Source organism: Paenibacillus luteus (assembly GCF_006542765.1).
Lineage (GTDB): Bacteria > Bacillota > Bacilli > Paenibacillales > Paenibacillaceae > Pristimantibacillus > Pristimantibacillus luteus.
Genome location: NZ_SKCD01000006.1, coordinates 35698 through 54634, shown reverse-complemented (window position 1 = coordinate 54634; position 18937 = coordinate 35698). Strand labels below are relative to the sequence as shown.

Genomic DNA, 18937 nt, shown 5'->3' with positions numbered 1-18937 from the left:
TTATGCAAGTGTAAGCCGGTCCTTCTTCTTATTCGCCTGATTCAGTCCGGAAGGAGAGAGATATGATGGATAGTAAACCAACAATGTCAACGTCAAGCCTGGTGTTGCCTAAGAAGCCAAAAGGACTGAAATATTTTGGTATCAAGCTGATTGAGCAGCGCGTGCTCGTTCTGATGTCTGTTCCATTCCTAGTATGGTTGTTTATTTTCAAGTACATGCCTCTGTGGGGGTGGACCATCGCATTTCAAGACTATAAGCCGGCCAAAAGCTTCGGTGAGCAGAAATGGATCGGGTTCGATCATTTTCAATTTTTGTTTCAGGATGAACGCTTTATCCGTGTTTTGCGCAATACATTGGCGATGAGCGGAATCAATCTGGTTCTCGGCTTTGTAACGGCGATTACGCTGGCATTGCTGCTTAATGAGGTTCGCAAGGTTGCTTTTAAACGGATCGTGCAAACGGTTAGTTATTTGCCGCATTTTATTTCATGGGTCGTTGCGGCAAGCATTGTCCAAACGACGTTATCGCCGGATGGCATTATTAATCAGATTTTGCTTTGGACTGGTTTTGTAGAAAAGGGCGAGGAAATTTTATTTCTAGGCATTCCTGAATATTTCTGGGGCATCTTCGGAGCAAGCTCCGTGTGGAAGGATGTAGGCTGGAATACGATCGTTTATTTAGCTGCCATGACGATGATTGATCCTGCTCAGTATGAAGCGGCAGAGATGGACGGGGCAGGACGCATCAAACGGATGTGGTACGTCACGCTTCCGGGTATTAAACCGGTCATTATCGTACTGCTGATTATGAATATCGGGTATTTGCTGGAATCGGGCTTCGAGCCGCAATATTTGCTGGGCAACGGCATGAACGTCGACTTTTCCGAAAACCTTGACATATTTGTTCTAAAATACGGAATTGCGCAAGGCAACTACTCGCTCTCGATTGCGGCGGGCATGTTCAAAACGATCATTAGCTTCATTTTATTATTTGCAGCGAATAATCTAGCGAAACGGATGGGTGAGTCCAGACTGTTCTAGAAGGAGGGGTACAGCATGAGTCAATCAGCAGCAAAAGCTGTGTCGTCGAAAAAAAGCCGCATACGCTCGTCGAACGGCGATCGAATTTTTGATATCTGCAATTATATTTTTCTTACCTTATTAATGGTTGTAACCTTGTATCCTTTCCTGAATACGGCCGCGGTCTCGCTCAACAATGCGACGGATTCGATCAAGGGCGGTATTTATTTGCTGCCAAGGATATGGACGCTGGACAATTATGCTTATGTACTGAAGGAGTCAACAATCTTCCATGCTACGCTCATATCGATCCTTAGAACCGTTATAGGAACGATTGCCACGGTGTTTTGCTCGGCGATGGTTGCTTATACGATTACGAGGCAGGAATATGTACTGCGGAAATTTGTGACGATTGCCTTTATTTTGACCATGTATTTTAACGGTGGATTAATTCCAAACTTCTTGCTTATCCGCGACTTGGGACTGATCAATAACTTCTGGGTTTATATTTTTCCGGGCTTGATAGGCGTGTTCAATTTGATTATCATTCGTTCCTTTATCGAAGGGCTGCCGGAGAGCATTTTGGAGTCGGCGAGAATTGATGGGGCTGGCGATTTTAAAATGTTTTACAGTATCGTCCTGCCGCTTTGTGTTCCGGTGCTGGCGACGGTCGCGCTGTTCTCAGCGGTATACCAATGGAATCAATGGTTTGACGTCTTTCTGTACAATTCATCGAATATCGATCTCAGCACGCTTCAATATGAACTGCAGAAGATTCTTCAGAATTCCAATGCATCGCTGACGACGAAGTCAGCGGGTGACGCCTTTGCGAATGCTGGAAACTCGGGTGCTAATACAGTGACGCCATTTGCAATTCGTGCAACGATGACGATTGTGGCATCCCTGCCGATCATCATGGTATATCCGTTCCTGCAAAAATACTTCGTCAAAGGAATGACGGTTGGCGGGGTAAAAGGCTAATGAGTGAGGAGGATAGGAGATGGATCACTTGGAGAATAAGCGTATTCCAAAGCTATCCGATGCTTTCGGAGCAGCATTCGATATCGGCGCTGCGGTTAATCCGCGCACCATTGAACGGGCTGGCGGGCTGATCGCTCACCATTACAATAGTCTGACCGCCGAAAATGAAATGAAGTTTGTCAGCCTTCATCCGGCAGAGGAGCGGTATACGTTCGAGGCGGCAGACCGCATCGTTGCGTTCGCTAGAGAGCATGGCAAGAAAATGAGAGGCCATACGCTGGTCTGGCATAACCAGACCTCGGATTGGCTGTTTCAGGAGGCCGACGGCAGCACGGTTAGCCGCGAGAAGCTATTTGACCGCTTGAAGTCCCATATTGATACGGTTGTTTCGCGGTACAAAGATGATATTTATGCATGGGACGTTGTCAATGAAGTCATTGCGGATGAAGGCTCCGAACTGCTGCGGCCATCGAAGTGGCTGGATATCGGAGGGCCGGAGTTTATCGCCAAGGCATTCCAATTCGCCCATGAGGCCGATCCGAATGCCCAGCTTTTTTACAACGATTATAATGAATCCGATCCGCTTAAGCGCGACAAGATCTATGCCTTGGTTAAATTGCTGATTGAGCAGGGCGTACCGATCCACGGCATTGGCCTTCAGGCGCATTGGAGCCTCTATGCTCCTGCGTTAGATGAAATCCGTGCAGCCATTGAGAAATATGCTTCGCTCGGGCTGCGGCTGCAACTGACAGAGCTTGATGTGTCGATGTTCCGGCATGAGGATAAGCGTACCGATTTGACTGCTCCAAGCGAGAAAATGCTGGAGCTTCAGGCAGCTCGTTATGAAGCTTTGTTTCAACTGCTGCTGGAGTATCGCAGCCATATCGACGCGGTAACCTTCTGGGGCGCCGCCGATGATTATACCTGGCTGAACGATTTTCCCGTACGGGGCAGAAAAAACTGGCCGATGCTGTTTAATGAGCGACACGAGCCGAAGGATTCATTCTGGAGCGTCATCAAGCAGGCGTCGCAGGTTTAAGCAGATGCAGCCAGAGTTAGCAAGGAGGCAGAACGAATGACGGGCAGTACAGCTTACAAGGCTTGGCTGAATTACAGCCAAGTCCCGGATGAGCAGTTGCGTGAAAAATATAGACGTATACTAGGCCAGATCAGTTTTGCGGGGACACCCTCCGGGATATTAGCGACAGCGGTCGAGGAGCTTCGCGAAGGCATTTTAGCAATGCTGGACATGACCCCAAGCCTCGTTACAAAACCGGAAACGGGTGGTTATCTGCGCATCGGGGTCCAAGCGGAGATGGAAGGCTCAGAAGAATGGAACTTGGGCAAGGAAGGGTATACGATTCAGTACATCGAGCAGCAGGAGCAATCGTTTATTAACCTAACTGGGGGATCGGAAATCGGTGTTTTGTATGGTGTGTTCCACCTGTTGCGATTCATTGGACAAGGGAATCCGGTGGAAGAGCTAGCTGTGAAGGAATCCCCTACGAATGAGCTGCGGATGATAAACCATTGGGATAATGCAGATGGCTCAATAGAACGAGGCTATGCCGGTCGTTCGATTTTTTACAGAAACGGGAAGATTGGCGAAGACACGCAAAGAATAAAGGATTATGCCCGGCTGCTAGCTTCGGTCGGCCTTAATGCGATTTCTATTAATAATGTGAATGTCCATGAGCTGGAAACGAAGTTTATTACCGAAGAACTGCTGCCTTCCGTTGCGGGTATTGCTGATATTTTTCGCGGATATGGGGTGACGCTGTTTCTGAGCGTGAATTTTGCGGCCCCTTTGCAGCTGGGAGACTTGAATACGGCCGATCCGCTGGATGCCGCTGTTCAAGGCTGGTGGAAGCAGGCTGTGGATAAGGTATACTCGTACCTCCCTGATTTTGGGGGCTTTATTGTAAAAGCGGACTCGGAGCATCGGCCAGGGCCTTTCGCCTATGGACGCGACCATGCGGATGGAGCGAATATGCTGGCTGATGCGCTGGCAGCTCATGGCGGGCTGGCGATTTGGCGCTGCTTCGTTTATGACTGCATGCAGGATTGGCGTGATCGGAAGACGGATCGTGCTCGCGCGGCCTTTGATCATTTTATGCCGCTGGACGGTCGCTTTCGCGATAATGTTTTGCTGCAAATCAAGAATGGCCCGATGGACTTTCAGGTTAGGGAGCCGGTATCGCCTTTGTTTGGCGCGATGAAGCAGACGAATCAGGTGATGGAATTCCAGATCACGCAGGAGTATACCGGACAGCAGCGGCATTTATGTTATCTGGTGCCGCAATGGAAGCAGGCTTTGGATTTCGATACGCAAGTGAATGGTGAAGGGTCCGAGGTGAAAAAAGTCGCGGACGGCTCGCTATTTGGGATGAAGCATAGCGGAGTGGCTGCTGTATCCAATATTGGCAGCGATGACAGCTGGACAGGACATATTCTTGCTCAGGCTAATTTGTTTGGTTATGGTAGGCTGGCATGGAATCCAGAAATAACCGCTGACGAAATTACCCTTGATTGGATTAGGGCAACCTTTGGGTGCGATCAGATTGTGATAGAAGCGATAAGTGGAATGCTGCTGCATTCTTGGTCGATCTACGAGAGTTACACCGCGCCGCTTGGCGTCGGTTGGATGGTGGCACCCAATCATCACTACGGGCCGGATGTCGACGGTTACGAATATTCGAGATGGGGGACCTACCATTTTGCGGATCGGGACGGCATTGGCGTTGATCGGACACAGGCGACCGGAACGGGATACACGGCGCAATATGCCGAGCCGAATGCTTCGCTGTACGAGAATATAGACACCTGCCCTGACGAGCTGCTGCTCTTTTTCCATCATGTCCCATATACTCATAAGCTGCACAGTGGAAAAACTGTCATCCAGCACATTTACGACACTCACTTTGCAGGCGCCGAGGATGCGAAATGGCTGGAGCGGGAGTGGGCAGGCTTGGAAGGTAGGATCGACGAAGGCCGGTTTGCGGACGTTGCGTCCCGCTTGGCAGAGCAGTCGCAGCATGCGAAGCAGTGGCGCGATATCATCAATACGTATTTCTACCGAAAATCCGGCATACCCGATGAAGGCGGTAGGGTGATTTATTAGTGGTGGGGTGTTAGGCAGTAAAGCGGGAGAACTTGAACGAATAGTTGGTCTAATCCGGCTGAGCAGCCCCAAATGGGCAGTATATGGCGGTGTTTTTGAGAAATAGATCTAATTTGTAGATCTATATTAGCGGAAACAGCCGAAATGGAAGAAATAGGTCTAAAAAATAGACCTATTTTGGCTGAGTTGCACCAAATGGGCAGTGTATAGCGGTGGTTTTGAGAAATAGATCTAATTTATAGATCTATATTAGCGGAAACAGCTGAAATGGAAGGAATAGGTCTAAAAAATAGACCTATTTTGGCTGAGTTGCCCCAAATGGGCAGTGTATGGCTGCGTTTTTGAGAAATAGATCTAATTTATAGATCTATTTTAGCGGAAACAGCCGAAATGGAAGAAATAGGTCTAAAAAATAGACCTATTTTGGCTGAGTTGCTCCAAATGAGCGGCAAGTGGCTTTGGATTAAAGAAATGTATTCAAGCTTCTGATGCGAAACGAGGATCGACCATTGCATGTGGGTAGATGTGCCTCACTTGCGCAAAGGAAATAAGTCCAAGCAAGTGAAGAGCCAGCGAAGGCGATTCTAACTTTCCAAAAAGCTATTTCTAACTCACCGCGAGGTGAAGTTGAAATAGCTTTTTTGATTGCACGATGTAAGTAAAGCAAGGATGCCAAGTCGAGTGGCTCTAATATCGCAAAGAGTTATCTTAAGAAGCGAGAGCGTTGCCTAGCTAAAAGCTGCTCACGGATCTAACACTCCAAGCTAAAAGCTGCACACGAGCTAGATTACCACCTAAGTCGAAGATGCAACTTTTACAATTTTGTAAACGTTTGTATAATTGGGGTGATAGCATGTTTTGGGCGAAAATGAAGTTTGCTATCGTCATGCTCGCAAGCACGGCAGCTATTACGGGCTGTATGTCCATTTCTGAGCAGACGATTGTTCCAACTAATAGCAGTGAGAAGCTGGTGCATGCTATTGAGGCTGGGGAGAAGGCTGCGGCGGCGCAGGTGACGGTAAGCAGGTCGATGCAATTTGGCCATGTGAATACCGATGTTTATGGCATTTTTGAGCAGGCGGAAGATGTCCGCGTTTTTGAAGATGCGTTTCGCAACGCAAGCCGAATCATGGGCATTCTTGATGTCAGAAGACCAGATTATGACATTGTCGTAAATCGCAATGGAGTGGAGCGTTCTGTTCATTTGTGGCTTCAACCGAGAATGGAGACAGGCATGTATACCGAGGTAGACGATACGGGTACCGGATACCGGCTAACTGCTGCCGCGACAGAAACGCTCAAGAAAATGATTTGGGGCCTTTATTACGACGAGGAATTAGCCAATCAAAACGGGAATGTTGTGCAATTGATGGGGAAATGGAGCAATCTGAACAAGTGGCATTCTTTCGTCGACAACGTAAAAGAAGGAATAGCGGATACCCTTCATATTACTTCCTATACTTTTGAAGGAGGGCCAATATTTTATGACTTGCTGTTTGACGGAAACCAAATTGAATATACGTTTGATAATACGCATGATGCGTATGGCAGCCCAATCAAGCCGACATCTGCTTGCAGTGCAATAACAAAGAAAAAAACGAATAAAGGCAAAGAGTATCGATTAACCGGTTGCGTTGGCAGTGAGCTCGAAAACCCTACCTTTAGTTTGCTTATTCCCTAATTATGAGGAGAAGCGGGCACAAGCCAAGTTGATCTGCCTTTTGCAACCAAACCTCTGTAAAGGAGCGGAGCTATAAATATGAAAAGAAGTCTGTTTCGATTAGCGGCAATGATGCCATTCATTGTGCTAGGATTTGCTTTTATACTGTTAAGTGGGTGCAGCGCGTCTGAGAAAGTGGAACACATTGAAGCTTTTACGACTGTGACGGATGAGGAAAATGAAGAGGGCATATTTGTGATAACAGGTTATATGAAGGTAAATGCTATTTCTAATATCGTACAAGGAAAAGGCTATATCAAGTCCGATGTGAAAACGATTGAAGATTCCTATGATTTGGAAGGGAATTTTATAAAGTCCGAATTTAAGTATTCTAGCGGAAGCAAGTCCAGTGTCACGATGCACGATGATGGTGGTAGCCGCAAAAAAGACCTCAAATCGCCTTCGACCATACTGATTCCTGATGGGCATGATGAAGGCGTTCATTCGATTTCATTGTCAGAGGAAGAAAAGAAACAGGTGAAAGCGCATGTGTTGTCTTATTTGAAATAAAAGAATTAAGAAGGGGATCAGCAGCCAGATGCAGAATGAATGATTAGCTGAAAAAGCCATAAATCGGATTGATGAAGGAGAAACCTCGAATGAAGCTGGACCGACTGCTCGCGATAACGATGACTTTGCTTAATCAAACCCGGGTCAGCGCAACATCGCTTGCCGAGCGCTTCGAGGTCTCTTTGCGTACAATATACCGGGATATGGAATCGATTAATCAAGCAGGCATTCCAATTGTTTCCTTTCCCGGCTCGGATGGCGGCTATGAGATTATGTCAGGGTACCGCATTGACAAGCAAATTCTGTCGCTCGATGATTTTTCTTCTATTTTCTCTGCCCTGCGGGGTGTCCGTTCCGTTACGGACAGCACTGACTTTGATGGTCTGCTTGAGAGAATTGGGGCAATCATGCCGAATCAGGCAAGAGCTGACCAAATGAATGTGGATTTTGATTTAACACCGACCCCGAACGATAAACAGAAAATTGTTCTGATCCACCAAGCGATTAAAGATTGCCAGCTTGTCCAAATCGATTACTTGGACAATAAAGGAACGGAAACCGAGCGGACGATTGAACCGATGGGGCTTTTTCTAAAAGGCTATGTCTGGTATTTGTATGGGTATTGCCTAATGCGTTCCGACATTAGAGTATTTCGTCTTTCTCGTATGCTGCAGATTAGGACCATGCCAGAGCGATTCAGCCGTCGCAATTATTCGCTGCAGGATGTGGAGCAGCAGTTCATGGGGATAGCCATTTTTGCCAGAGTGAGGGCAGAATTGCTGTTCGATCAGGAGTTAAAGACGAGAGTAAGGGATGAATTCGGAAGTGACGAGGTTGTGGCGAATGCAGACGGAACTATAACGGTCATCACTTTTTATTCATCCATGGAGAATGCGATTCGGAGCATTCTTAGCTATAGCAGCTATGTTACGGTCATCGAACCTCCGGACGTCATAGAGGAGCTGCAGCTGCATATTCGGAAGTTGGCCCTAAAGTACAAGGTATGAATAAGGTTATACAAGCTTCCGTGAAACCTTTCCTCTCTTTTATGCGTTTGGAAGTTCATAATGGAAATATTACGCATAATAGGAGGTATCATGAAGCGGATTGTTTTACTGGTCATGATCATCATTCTAACCTCATGCAGCAGCAAGGGCAGCGGAAATAATGAGGAAAAGGCAATGGACCCTATACTTATGGGGAAAATGGCGGCACCTAAACAGCAGCATAAAGATGAGCTTTTTGAAATGAGCGTTCATCTGGATAAGACTACCTTTGCGGAGGGAGAGCCGATCGTCTATTCCGCAAGCATAACTTATATCGGCGACGAATCTTCGATAACGGTTTGGGGGCCTCAAGCGAAAATCGTATTTTATATCACGGATGGCAAGCAGTTTGAAATGGAAGGCGCAAGTACAACGGAGCTTGCCCCAACGACTTATATAAAGGGTGAAAAACATCAATTTCCGTTCCAAAAAAGCGGTGGTTATGCCAGTGACGATCCAAAGGCTAGCTATTGGAAATCATTTTATGGGGAGAGGGATTTGCTGCTGCCGAAGGGAACCTACCTCATTGCTGCGAACAGCAATTTCTCGTTGGATGAGTCGGTAGTGGACAGCCATTACAATGGCTCCGTGTACGCTACCATTACGGTGGAATGAAAAGAAAAGGAGCAAGGAAAACGAATGACCAATCTCTATTTTGTGCGGCATGCCCATTCCGTATATACGCCAGATGAGGTCAATCGGCCATTATCCGAGCATGGTTGCAATGATGCAAAAAGAGTGACAGACCTGCTTAAGGAACATCACATTGATCTTGTTCTATCTAGTCCTTTCAAACGGGCGATGCAAACCGTAGAGGGAACTGCCGATTTTATTGACGAAGCTATTCACATTGTCGATGGTTTTAAGGAAAGAACTGAATGTCAGCAGCACAATAAGATGTCTTGTTAATATCGAGCACATACTGACATACTTCGAGGTGATGGAGATGTTCAATCCTAAGGTCTTCTTCTATTAGTTGTATTGGTATTCATGGCCAAGCGCCATAATCTAACCCGATACAACGGGGATGAAGATGTTTGCAGTAGAAGAGATTGCTTTGTGGGAAAATGAGCAAATAGTTTCTAAGCTTCAGATTAAAGCCAAGCAGCATAAGGACCCAAGAAGAAGCAAAACAAGGGAATACCGCAAAGGGATCAAAGGCGTACATTACGGCAAAGAATGCACCGAAGTAAAAAGGGACGGAAATCGTTTGTATCGAACGCGCATGAAGCAGCTGATGCGCCTTGAGCAATATGATTTGCTGCATGATTATCAACATACAGGCGGCTGGATCACTTGGTAAATGAAATATAGTTTCGCAAGAAAGAGGAGATTAAATCTCCTCTTTTTGGCGTTTAAAGCTATAGAAGGCAGCGAATTCTCGTTGCTGATTTCAAAAATAGAAGGTTTCATAAAAGGTACTGTTTATGTTCGTAAATGTGTGTTATTATAAAAACGAACATTATCAAACGATGGCTTATGCTTGCGAGTCAGGTATAGGCAATAAAACTATTAGGAGGCTTTTAAACCATGGAAGTACGCCACACTACAAACCCAACTGATGTGAAGCAATACGATACGGAACGTCTACGCAGTGAGTTTTTGATTGAGAGCCTGTTCGTACAGGATCAATTCAAAATGACATATACGCATTACGACCGCATGATCGTTGGCGGTGCTTTGCCCGTAAACGAAACGCTTGAGCTGGAGGATGCGGCAACGCTAAAAACGGAATATTTTCTGGAGCGCCGTGAGATCGGTTTCTTGAATATCGGCGGACCAGCTTCCATTTCCGTTGACGGAGAAGTGTATGAGCTGAATAAGCTTGAAGTGCTTTACGTTGGCAAAGGCAAACGCCAAGTGCTGTTGTCGAGTACCGACAAAGCAAACCCAGCTAAATTGTATTTTTGTTCCGCTCTTGCGCATGCCGAAATCGCTACCCGTAAGATGACCATGGAAGAAGCGAATCCGACGCATCTGGGCTCGCAAGAAACGTCCAATGAACGCGTTCTCTACAAATATATTCATGCAGATGGCATTCAAAGCTGCCAGCTGATGCTGGGTGTTACTAGCCTTCAAACGGGCAGTGTTTGGAATACGATGCCTTCGCATGTGCATGACCGCCGGATGGAGGCGTACCTTTACTTTGATATGAATGATGATGCGCGGGTATTCCATATGATGGGCGAGCCTTCGCAGACGAGACATCTTGTTGTGGCAAATGAGCAAGCGATCATTTCGCCTCCGTGGTCGATTCACTCCGGCGTTGGTACAAGCAACTATACGTTCTGCTGGTCGATGGCAGGCGAGAACTATACATTCACAGACATGGACGCAGTACCTGCAAGCGAGCTAAAATAGGAGTATTCGCTACAGGAGGTGCACCATGCTTGCTGCTGAACGGCATCGCAAAATTATTGAGAAATTAGAGCAGCTCGGCGCGGTGAAAGTATCCGAGCTGAGCGAGCAGTTTGGCGTTACGGAAAAAACGGTTCGTGAGGATTTAGAGAAGCTTGAGGAGAAAGGTCTTCTGAAACGGACGCACGGAGGAGCTGTTCCAGAACAAGCGGGCGAGGACAGCCTCTACCCGCTGCAGTTCCCAAACAGCAAGCATCAACAGGAGAAGTCGGCCATTGCCGCGCTCGCGCTCTCCTGCATTGAGCCTAATGATATTATTGCGCTGGATGCAGGCAGCACGACGCTTGAAATGGCGAAGAAGCTCCCTAACATGCCCGTGACCGTGCTAACCAATGATCTGCTTATTATTCGGGAGCTTACGGCGAAGGATCAGGTAAGGCTCGTCATCCCAGGCGGCTACCGCCATAATAACTTGCTGATTGGCGCCGAGTCGCAGGAATGGATTAAACGGCTGAATGTTCATAAGCTGTTTTTATCGACGACGGGCATTCACTTGGAATATGGGTTGACCATCTTTACGGAGGAGCTCGCCAAGCTGAAGAAGCTCTATATGGACAATGCCAAGACCGTTTATTGCTTGGCTGACCATAGTAAATTCGATAAAGGCGCATTAATTACATTTGCGGAGCTGAGCGAGATTGATTACATCATTACCGATGATGGAATTATGCCAGAGGTAGCAGCGAAATACGAAGCGCTTTCGATACGGATGATGAAGGCTGTGCTTCCCGAGAGCGGGAAGCGTACAAGAGGGAGGACTTGAACCGATGGGTTTGTTTGATTTGACTGGAAAAACAGCTATCGTTACGGGCGCAGGACGCGGCCTAGGAGAAGCGATTGCACTTGGCTTCGCACAAGCGGGCGCTGACGTAGTGCTCGTAACTAATAGTACGCCTGCCGACAAAGCGGCGAACGCGGTAAGAGAGCTTGGACGCAAAGCGGTGACGATACAAGCCGACATATCCGATCGTACGAAGCTCGCTGGGATCGTTGAACGTACCGTTGATGAGCTGGGACGTATCGATATACTGGTCAATAACGCGGGCATTATTCGCCGTACTCCTGCCGCAGACCACAGCTACGAGGATTGGCAGGCGGTGCTTGACGTGAACCTGAATTCCGTATTTGCTCTGTCCCAGCTTGCAGGCAAGCATATGATTGAGCAAGGCTCAGGGAAAATCATTAACATCGCTTCGATGCTGTCTTTCCAAGGCGGAATTAATGTGCCGGGCTATACATCCAGCAAGCATGCGGTAGCGGGGCTTACTAAAGCGCTTGCGAGCGAATGGGCAGCCAAAGGCTTGCAGGTAAATGCGATTGCACCGGGTTACATGAGTACGGACAACACCGAAGCCCTTCGCGAGGATCCTGTCCGCAGTGCTCAGATTTTGGGCCGCATTCCGGCAGGACGCTGGGGTACATCCGAGGATTTAATCGGTCCAGCGGTATTCTTGGCTTCCGCAGCTTCGGATTATATGAATGGCCATATTCTGGCCGTCGATGGCGGCTGGCTGGTCAGATAAACTAGTCATGTGTTCATATAACGAGCGTGACGTCATATTTTCAAGCCTGAACCATAAGGAATGAACAAAATAAGACAGCCCAGAGCGCTTATGTGTTCTGGACTGTCTATTTTTTGTTGTCATGCGATTAATCCAAAGAGACATAAGAGACAGAACGTTGACGTAAAACAGACTCTTCAAGGTTGGTTTTGTGCGAAGACGAATCAGCGGAATGTGCCAGGACCTGCAAGGCGGCAGTTGCGAATAAATCAAGTATGCGGCCGTCCTGATCCGTTTTGTCGTATTGAAAATGGTCAAGAGGTGGAAGTGGGATGCTGCCGATAAAGCTTTGAAGGAGATCGCCCCATCTGTCCAAGTCAATCGTATCCTCGGTATCGCTGGCAAATAGTTCACTCCAGCCAATTCCCAGATTGCTTGTTAAACGGAGACATACGCGATGACCAGAAGCATCGACGGCGAGAGCAGGGATGACAAACAGCTCAATACGAGTGACGGATAATGAAGGGGTCTGTTCTGCAAAATATTGCATTTGGCTTGCACAATTTGTCAACATAAATAAATCTCTCCTTTGTTCGCTGACGAGGTTAGCTGTCGGATTCGGGCTAGAGAGAATGCCCTACCAGGGTTACAAATCCCTGGATTCACCCCTTGCGAAACGATGAAAATCGCTCGCGATGGTTCCCCCGCTTTTTCTTTCGAAAAATTAAGCGTGAATAGTGTACTCTTAATTATACCCCTCAATTGCATTTCTGTAAATCTTATGCATTCAAAACAACGAGATATAGGAGATGGCTTGTGTGAAAAATAGGGCTTCCTTTTCTTCAAAATCACGGTTAGGGCAATCTAAATCCTCGTTGCCCACGCGGTGGGCGGCAGCCCTAAACAGCTGGCAAAGCCGATCATCCTGTCCGCATAATGCTGGGGTAATGAATACAGGCAGCTCATGTGTAGCGGAGAAATCAATAAATTTTAGTAGCATGCTGCACCAAGTTGTCCAATCTCGGGGTTTCTCGGCTTTGTTTAGGATGTGCTCGCTCCAGCCATAGCCTTCTTCAGCGGACAGGCGAAGATAAATATGATAGCCGGCAGGCCGGTCATTAAACGATTCTTCCAGCACGTACATTTGTATTCGCTTGAGAGTGAGGACTGCTGGCGTTAACCATTTGGGGCTGGGTAAGGGGTCTTTGATTTGAAAGGACATGTAGGAAATCTCTCCTTAACGTAATAGAATCCGAAGATGAAAGGCAACCAATAAGGCTTGCCGTCTATAGTAAACTGGAAACGAATCGCTGTAAAACAGCCGTTATCCCAGATAAGGTTTTGTTGCGTCATTTCTAAATCATTTGCAGCGTTTTGACGAAGAAAACGTGCTTATTCTGAAAAATGCTCGTTTATGCTTCAAAAATCTCGGCCTTGGAAAAATGAGACGTATTCTGTTGGAAAACAGCTGAATAGGCGAACGGATTATTTTCGTAAACAAGAGAAAAAGGAAGAAATAACGAGGTTCATCGAGGTAATCGTGAATGTAAGCGTTACATAACGAGCTGCGAGGCTCAAATTAACTTATTTAACCAGTAGGCTGCCTTTACAGAGGGGGAGCGCGAGGAGTAAGATTCGATACAGGAACGACGAATGAAGTTCGATTGACTGATCGCTGAGTTTCTGCGAAAGCGGAAAACGGGGGAACCATTAATGATGCTAGGCGCCTGTCCGATGTGAGAGTCGGATGTCGCATAGTAGGGGTGAATCTTCAGCCGGTACCATGGATACCGGTTTGAGGTAGGGCGACTCTCACCGCCCGAATCCGACAGCTAACCTCGTAAGCGTGGATATGGAGAGGAATGATGAAGTTTGTGATCGATTAACCTCGACCGCAGAGTGTCATGTACCTCTGCGGTTTTTTGCTGCCCAAAGCAGCTGTTTTCGCAAGAATGTACGATGCTGAGTCCTGTAATAGAAGGAACGGGGGAACCAACCGGACGATCCATGCTTAGTCGCAAGGATCGCTCCATGGGGTGAATCGCTGGCCAGCAGCCAAGCGTAGGGCAACTCTCAAGGCCCGAATCCGACAGCTAACCTCGTAAGCTTACTCGAGAGAGGCAACAACCAATGCGCTTCCCGCAGCTTATTAAGCTGTGGGCATAAGAAGCCGCGGGATTGGTTCCTCTTATCCCAAGGCTTCTTTTTTGTTGCCTTTTTTACCAAATGGAGGATAAAGAAGTTGGATGAAAATCATATAGTCGTTGCCGGTCTTAGCGAGGCAGGACACAGTTTTATTCGCACCTTGCAGTTCCGCCGCTTGAAATTTATTGTGCTTACGAACAGCAAGGCGGAGGAGAAGCGGCTGCGAAAGCAGGGCATTCAAGATGTGCTTTACGTCAATACGAATAACCGCGGCAGCTGGCAGCCGCCGGATGTTCCCATTCGCGAGGTGTTCATATTTGAGAATAGCTTGGCGCTGAGCTGCCGCTTCGTGCAATGCTGCCGGTCTTGGACCTCCAAGTCTATTTATGTGATTACGCAGCAGTGGAACCCACGAGCCATATATAAAGGGCTTGGAGCGAATCATATTGTGTTTTCACAGACCGGCGAGGTTGGTTTTTTGTTAAGCAGCAAATAGCATAGGAGGGATTTCCTTGTTGGACGTATATATGATGCTCATTTTCATTGCATGCTTTGGTTTATTTTACGGTTTTTTAGCTTGGTGCGGCAGCGTGGTTGATCCATCGGGAGGAGAACGCCCATGATCATTGTATCGATCGTCGCCTTGTTTATTTTCATCTATCTGGTTTATGCGTTAATTCATCCGGAAAAGTTTTAGTGGAGGAGGTTTGTTAGCCATGGATATTTTGCAAATGCTTGTCGTTGTCATCCTGCTTGTGCTGCTGGTGAAGCCGCTCGGCACTTATGTTTATCATGTGTTTTCCAATGAAGGGAACAGACTCGATAAGGTGTTCGGCAGCTCGGAGAGACTTATTTTCAAAATTATTGGACTTAAACGAAGAGAGGGCATGGGCTGGAAAAAGTATGTGCTTAGCTTTGTTGCAACTAACTTTATTCTCGCCGCTTTCAGTTATTTGATTTTGCGCTTGCAGCATGTGCTGCCCCTGAACCCGAACGGCACAGGGAGCATGGAGCCTACGCTTACCTTCAATACCGCAATCAGCTTTATAACGAATACGAATCTCCAGCATTACAGCGGAGAGAGCGCTTTGTCGTATTTCTCTCAAATGGCCGTCATCATGATGATGATGTTTACGTCCGCGGCGACTGGCTTCTCGGTTGCCATGGCGTTTGTCCGTGGAATTACGAGCAAGGGACAAACGATTGGGAACTTCTTCGAGGACTTTGTCAAAGCGCATACCCGGATTTTTCTACCGGCATCCTTTGTCATCACGCTCGTTCTCGTGGCGCTTCAAGTGCCGCAAACCCTGGACCCTACACTGACAGTCAAGACGCTGGAAGGAGCCATGCAGCAAATAGCGATTGGCCCTGTTGCTTCACTGGAATCCATTAAGCATTTAGGAACGAACGGGGGCGGGTTCTTTGGAGTCAATTCGGCTCACCCCTTTGAGAATCCGAATCCTTTAACGAACGTGATCCAAATCTTGTCGATGTGGGCGCTTCCTGCCTCTTTGCCCTATGCTTTTGGCCTGTTTGCCAAAAATAAAAAGCAAGGCTGGGTGATCTTCACCGCGATGATGTGCTTGTTTATCGTATTTCTGAGCTTTGCCTATACGTCGGAGAAAACAGGAAACCCTGCGCTGAGCGCGCTTGGCATAGACGCCTCGCAAGGCAGCATGGAGGGCAAGGAGGTTCGATTCGGCATAGCGCAGTCGGCGTTGTTCACAACCGTGACGGCAGCGGCTACAACCGGTACGGTCAATAATATGCATGATACGTTGACACCGATTGGCGGGCTGGTGCCGCTTGGTGAAATGATGCTGAATGTCGTTTTTGGCGGCAAGGGAGTCGGGCTCATCAATATGCTGATGTATGCCATATTAGCCGTCTTTATATGCGGGCTGATGGTCGGACGGACGCCGGAGTTTTTGGGGCGGAAAATTGAGCCGCGTGAAATGAAGCTCATCACAGTGGCGATCCTCATCCATCCCTTCATTATATTAGTGCCGACCGCCATCGCCTTTATGACGGATTTGGGGCAAGGAGCGATTACAAACGCAGGTTTCCATGGCATAAGCCAGGTCCTGTACGAGTACACGTCTTCAGCGGCAAATAACGGCTCGGGCTTTGAAGGCTTAGGAGACAATACGCCATTCTGGAATATCAGCACTGGGCTCGTCATGCTGTTTGGCCGCTATATTTCGATGATTGCTATGCTGGCTGTTGCAGGTTCGCTTATGAGCAAGCGGCATGTTCCAGAGTCGCTTGGTACGTTTCGCACGGACAATGCCTTGTTTACGACGCTTCTAATCGGCACGGTTCTTTTAATTGGAGCTCTTACTTTTTTACCGGTCATCGTGCTTGGGCCGATTGCAGAATATTTAACGCTCGGATAATGGATGAGGTGAATGATAATGAAAGCAGATAAGAAGAAGACGATGTTGTCGGCGGATGCCGTTAAGCAAGCTTTGCGTGAGAGCTTTTTGAAGTTGAATCCCGCAGTCATGATCAAAAATCCGGTAATGTTCGTTGTCGAGGCTGGGGCGGTGATCGTACTGCTAATGGTGGTGTTTCCAGCTTATTTTCAGTCGCAGGAGCGGCTCGGATTTAATATTGCTGTTTTTCTGATCTTGTTGTTTACGCTGCTGTTTGCCAATTTTGCAGAAGCAATCGCGGAGGGCAGAGGAAAAGCGCAGGCCAGTTCACTCAAAAAATCAAAGCAGGACATGAGCGCGAACAAATTGATTGGAGAGTCCGTTAACGTTGTATCGTCAACAGAACTGCGCAAGGGTGATGTCGTCATCGTCTCCCAAGGCGAAATGATTCCGGGTGATGGCGAGGTCATTGACGGGCTGGCTTCCGTAGACGAATCGGCAATAACGGGAGAATCGGCACCGGTTATTAAAGAAGCTGGCGGCGATTTCAGTTCCGTCACGGGCGGAACGAGAGTCGTTAGCGATCAGATTAAGGTACGGATGACGAGTGAGCCTGGACAATCGTTCATTGATCGTATGATTTCATTAGTTGAGGGTGCAAAGCGCCAGAAAACGCCAAATGAAATTGCGCTGAATACGTTGCTGATCAGCTTGACGATTATTTTTCTTATCGTGGTCGTAACTTTGAAGCCTATCGCGAACTATCTTGGTATTTCATTAGAAATCCCAGTGCTGATTGCATTACTAGTATGCCTTATACCAACAACAATCGGCGGTTTGTTATCAGCGATCGGAATCGCAGGGATGGACCGAGTGACCCAGTTTAACGTGCTCGCGATGTCAGGCAAGGCAGTGGAGGCGGCAGGCGACATCAATACGATGATTTTAGATAAAACAGGAACGATTACATTCGGCAACCGGATGGCTAGCGAGCTCATTCCCGTATCAAGCAGCAGCATCCAGACGCTAGCCGAATGGGCAGCCATAAGCTCATTGAAGGATGAAACGCCTGAAGGAAGATCTGTGCTGGAATGGATGAAGAAGCGGGAGATGAGCTTCCAAGAAGCAGTAGCTGAAGGAGGAGAATTCATAGCGTTCAAAGCCGAAACGAGGATGAGCGGGATCGATCTAGCCGATGGCCGCTGCGTTCGGAAGGGCGCCGTCGACGCCGTTCGCAAATGGGTAATCTCGCAGGGAGGAACCATCCCAGCAGACCTCGAGCAAATAGCTAATACGATTTCTACACTAGGAGGAACGCCGCTGGCAGTAGCAGTCGACAAGGAGCTGCATGGCGTCATTTATTTGAAGGATATCGTGAAGCCCGGAATGAGGGAGCGCTTCGAGCAGCTGCGGGAAATGGGAATCAAAACAATTATGTGTACGGGGGATAATCCACTGACGGCAGCGACGATCGCCCGTGAAGCGGGTGTCGACGATTTCATTGCCGAGAGCAAGCCGGAGGATAAGATCGCGGTCATTCGCCGCGAACAGGCCGAAGGGAAAATGGTAGCGATGACGGGTGACGGCACGAACGATGCGCCGGCTCTCGCGCAAGCGGATGTTGGCCTTGCGATGAACAGCGGCACGATTGCGGCGAAGGAAGCTGCCAATATGGTGGACCTGGACTCGGACCCGTCTAAAATGATTGAAGTAATCGCGATCGGCAAGCAACTGCTCATGACAAGAGGCGCGCTTACGACCTTCAGCATCGCAAACGACGTTGCCAAATATTTTGCCATTATTCCGGCTATGTTTATGCTGGCCATCCCGGAGATGGGCGTACTCAATATAATGAATTTGGGCTCGCCGCTATCCGCTATTTTGTCCGCGTTAATCTTCAACGCCCTCATTATTCCGCTGCTTATTCCGCTTGCGGTCAGAGGGGTTGCGTACAAGCCGATGAGCGGGGCAAAGCTGCTTGGCCGAAATGTGCTGATCTATGGATTAGGCGGTGTCCTTGTTCCATTCGTAGGCATTAAGCTGATTGATTTTGCCGTGCAGGTATGGATTTAATACTACTATATAAGAAAGAAGGCCTGA

19 protein-coding genes and 3 riboswitches are annotated in these 18937 nt (G+C 47.8%); of the genes, 17 read left to right on the top strand and 2 right to left on the bottom strand.

Annotated features, from left to right (window positions below; all coding sequences use genetic code 11):
* Positions 1 to 65 precede the first annotated feature (65 nt).
* The 13 genes from E0496_RS04445 to kduD all read left to right on the top strand — a co-directional run bounded on the left by E0496_RS04445 (position 66) and on the right by kduD (position 12338).
* The gene (locus E0496_RS04445; RefSeq protein WP_139993699.1) at positions 66 to 1040 is read left to right on the top strand and encodes an ABC transporter permease; all 975 of its coding nucleotides are present in this window, start codon (positions 66 to 68) and stop codon (positions 1038 to 1040) included.
* A 15-nt stretch (positions 1041 to 1055) separates the two neighbouring features.
* On the top strand, positions 1056 to 2000 hold the full coding sequence (locus E0496_RS04440; RefSeq protein WP_141500457.1) for a carbohydrate ABC transporter permease: 945 nt from the start codon (positions 1056 to 1058) through the stop codon (positions 1998 to 2000).
* Positions 2001 to 2019: 19 nt separating this feature from the next.
* Positions 2020 to 3039: an endo-1,4-beta-xylanase gene (locus E0496_RS04435; protein WP_141500456.1), complete on the top strand. Its 1020-nt coding sequence runs from the start codon at positions 2020 to 2022 to the stop codon at positions 3037 to 3039.
* 36 nt (positions 3040 to 3075) lie between these two features.
* Complete coding sequence (locus tag E0496_RS04430) at positions 3076 to 5121, top strand: alpha-glucuronidase family glycosyl hydrolase (RefSeq protein ID WP_141500455.1); 2046 nt, start codon at positions 3076 to 3078, stop codon at positions 5119 to 5121.
* An 853-nt stretch (positions 5122 to 5974) separates the two neighbouring features.
* Positions 5975 to 6802, top strand: coding sequence for a DUF4362 domain-containing protein (locus tag E0496_RS04425; protein WP_161601310.1), 828 nt, complete (start codon positions 5975 to 5977; stop codon positions 6800 to 6802).
* A gap of 78 nt (positions 6803 to 6880) precedes the next feature.
* Complete coding sequence (locus E0496_RS04420) at positions 6881 to 7351, top strand: hypothetical protein (RefSeq protein ID WP_241674578.1); 471 nt, start codon at positions 6881 to 6883, stop codon at positions 7349 to 7351.
* 89 nt (positions 7352 to 7440) lie between these two features.
* Positions 7441 to 8358 (top strand): helix-turn-helix transcriptional regulator, encoded by a 918-nt coding sequence (locus E0496_RS04415; protein ID WP_141500454.1) that lies wholly within the window; start codon positions 7441 to 7443, stop codon positions 8356 to 8358.
* 90 nt (positions 8359 to 8448) lie between these two features.
* Positions 8449 to 9012 (top strand): hypothetical protein, encoded by a 564-nt coding sequence (locus E0496_RS04410; RefSeq protein WP_141500453.1) that lies wholly within the window; start codon positions 8449 to 8451, stop codon positions 9010 to 9012.
* A 24-nt stretch (positions 9013 to 9036) separates the two neighbouring features.
* Positions 9037 to 9306 carry a histidine phosphatase family protein gene (locus tag E0496_RS04405; protein ID WP_141500452.1) on the top strand — a complete coding sequence of 90 codons (270 nt, stop codon included), beginning with the start codon at positions 9037 to 9039 and terminating at the stop codon, positions 9304 to 9306.
* A gap of 118 nt (positions 9307 to 9424) precedes the next feature.
* On the top strand, positions 9425 to 9700 hold the full coding sequence (locus E0496_RS04400) for a hypothetical protein (protein ID WP_175598009.1): 276 nt from the start codon (positions 9425 to 9427) through the stop codon (positions 9698 to 9700).
* Positions 9701 to 9927: 227 nt separating this feature from the next.
* Complete coding sequence (gene kduI, locus E0496_RS04395; RefSeq protein ID WP_141500451.1) at positions 9928 to 10758, top strand: 5-dehydro-4-deoxy-D-glucuronate isomerase; 831 nt, start codon at positions 9928 to 9930, stop codon at positions 10756 to 10758.
* A gap of 25 nt (positions 10759 to 10783) precedes the next feature.
* Positions 10784 to 11578, top strand: a complete 795-nt coding sequence (locus E0496_RS04390; RefSeq protein ID WP_141500450.1) for a DeoR/GlpR family DNA-binding transcription regulator — start codon at positions 10784 to 10786, stop codon at positions 11576 to 11578.
* A 4-nt stretch (positions 11579 to 11582) separates the two neighbouring features.
* Positions 11583 to 12338 carry a 2-dehydro-3-deoxy-D-gluconate 5-dehydrogenase KduD gene (kduD, locus tag E0496_RS04385; protein ID WP_141500449.1) on the top strand — a complete coding sequence of 252 codons (756 nt, stop codon included), beginning with the start codon at positions 11583 to 11585 and terminating at the stop codon, positions 12336 to 12338.
* Between the two features lie 127 nt (positions 12339 to 12465).
* Here kduD and E0496_RS04380 read toward each other — a convergent pair whose 3' ends face one another.
* Entirely contained in the window at positions 12466 to 12891 is a 426-nt protein-coding gene (locus E0496_RS04380; protein WP_141500448.1) for a hypothetical protein, read from the bottom strand.
* 5 nt (positions 12892 to 12896) lie between these two features.
* Positions 12897 to 13058, bottom strand: a riboswitch (cyclic di-AMP (ydaO/yuaA leader).
* Between the two features lie 46 nt (positions 13059 to 13104).
* On the bottom strand, positions 13105 to 13539 hold the full coding sequence (locus tag E0496_RS04375) for a hypothetical protein (protein ID WP_141500447.1): 435 nt from the start codon (positions 13537 to 13539) through the stop codon (positions 13105 to 13107).
* Positions 13540 to 13980: 441 nt separating this feature from the next.
* Positions 13981 to 14179, top strand: a riboswitch (cyclic di-AMP (ydaO/yuaA leader).
* Positions 14180 to 14267: 88 nt separating this feature from the next.
* Positions 14268 to 14440, top strand: a riboswitch (cyclic di-AMP (ydaO/yuaA leader).
* A 119-nt stretch (positions 14441 to 14559) separates the two neighbouring features.
* On the opposite strand from E0496_RS04375, the gene E0496_RS04370 reads away from it, so the two are divergent.
* The 4 genes from E0496_RS04370 (at position 14560) to kdpB (ending at position 18910) form a co-directional block, all read left to right on the top strand.
* The gene (locus E0496_RS04370) at positions 14560 to 14958 is read left to right on the top strand and encodes a hypothetical protein (protein ID WP_141500446.1); all 399 of its coding nucleotides are present in this window, start codon (positions 14560 to 14562) and stop codon (positions 14956 to 14958) included.
* A 147-nt stretch (positions 14959 to 15105) separates the two neighbouring features.
* Complete coding sequence (gene kdpF / locus E0496_RS37125) at positions 15106 to 15159, top strand: K(+)-transporting ATPase subunit F (RefSeq protein WP_421923233.1); 54 nt, start codon at positions 15106 to 15108, stop codon at positions 15157 to 15159.
* Positions 15160 to 15178: 19 nt separating this feature from the next.
* Positions 15179 to 16858 carry a potassium-transporting ATPase subunit KdpA gene (kdpA, locus tag E0496_RS04360; RefSeq protein WP_141500445.1) on the top strand — a complete coding sequence of 560 codons (1680 nt, stop codon included), beginning with the start codon at positions 15179 to 15181 and terminating at the stop codon, positions 16856 to 16858.
* Positions 16859 to 16870: 12 nt separating this feature from the next.
* Entirely contained in the window at positions 16871 to 18910 is a 2040-nt protein-coding gene (gene kdpB / locus E0496_RS04355) for a potassium-transporting ATPase subunit KdpB (RefSeq protein WP_421923189.1), read from the top strand.
* The last annotated feature ends 27 nt before the right edge of the window (positions 18911 to 18937 follow it).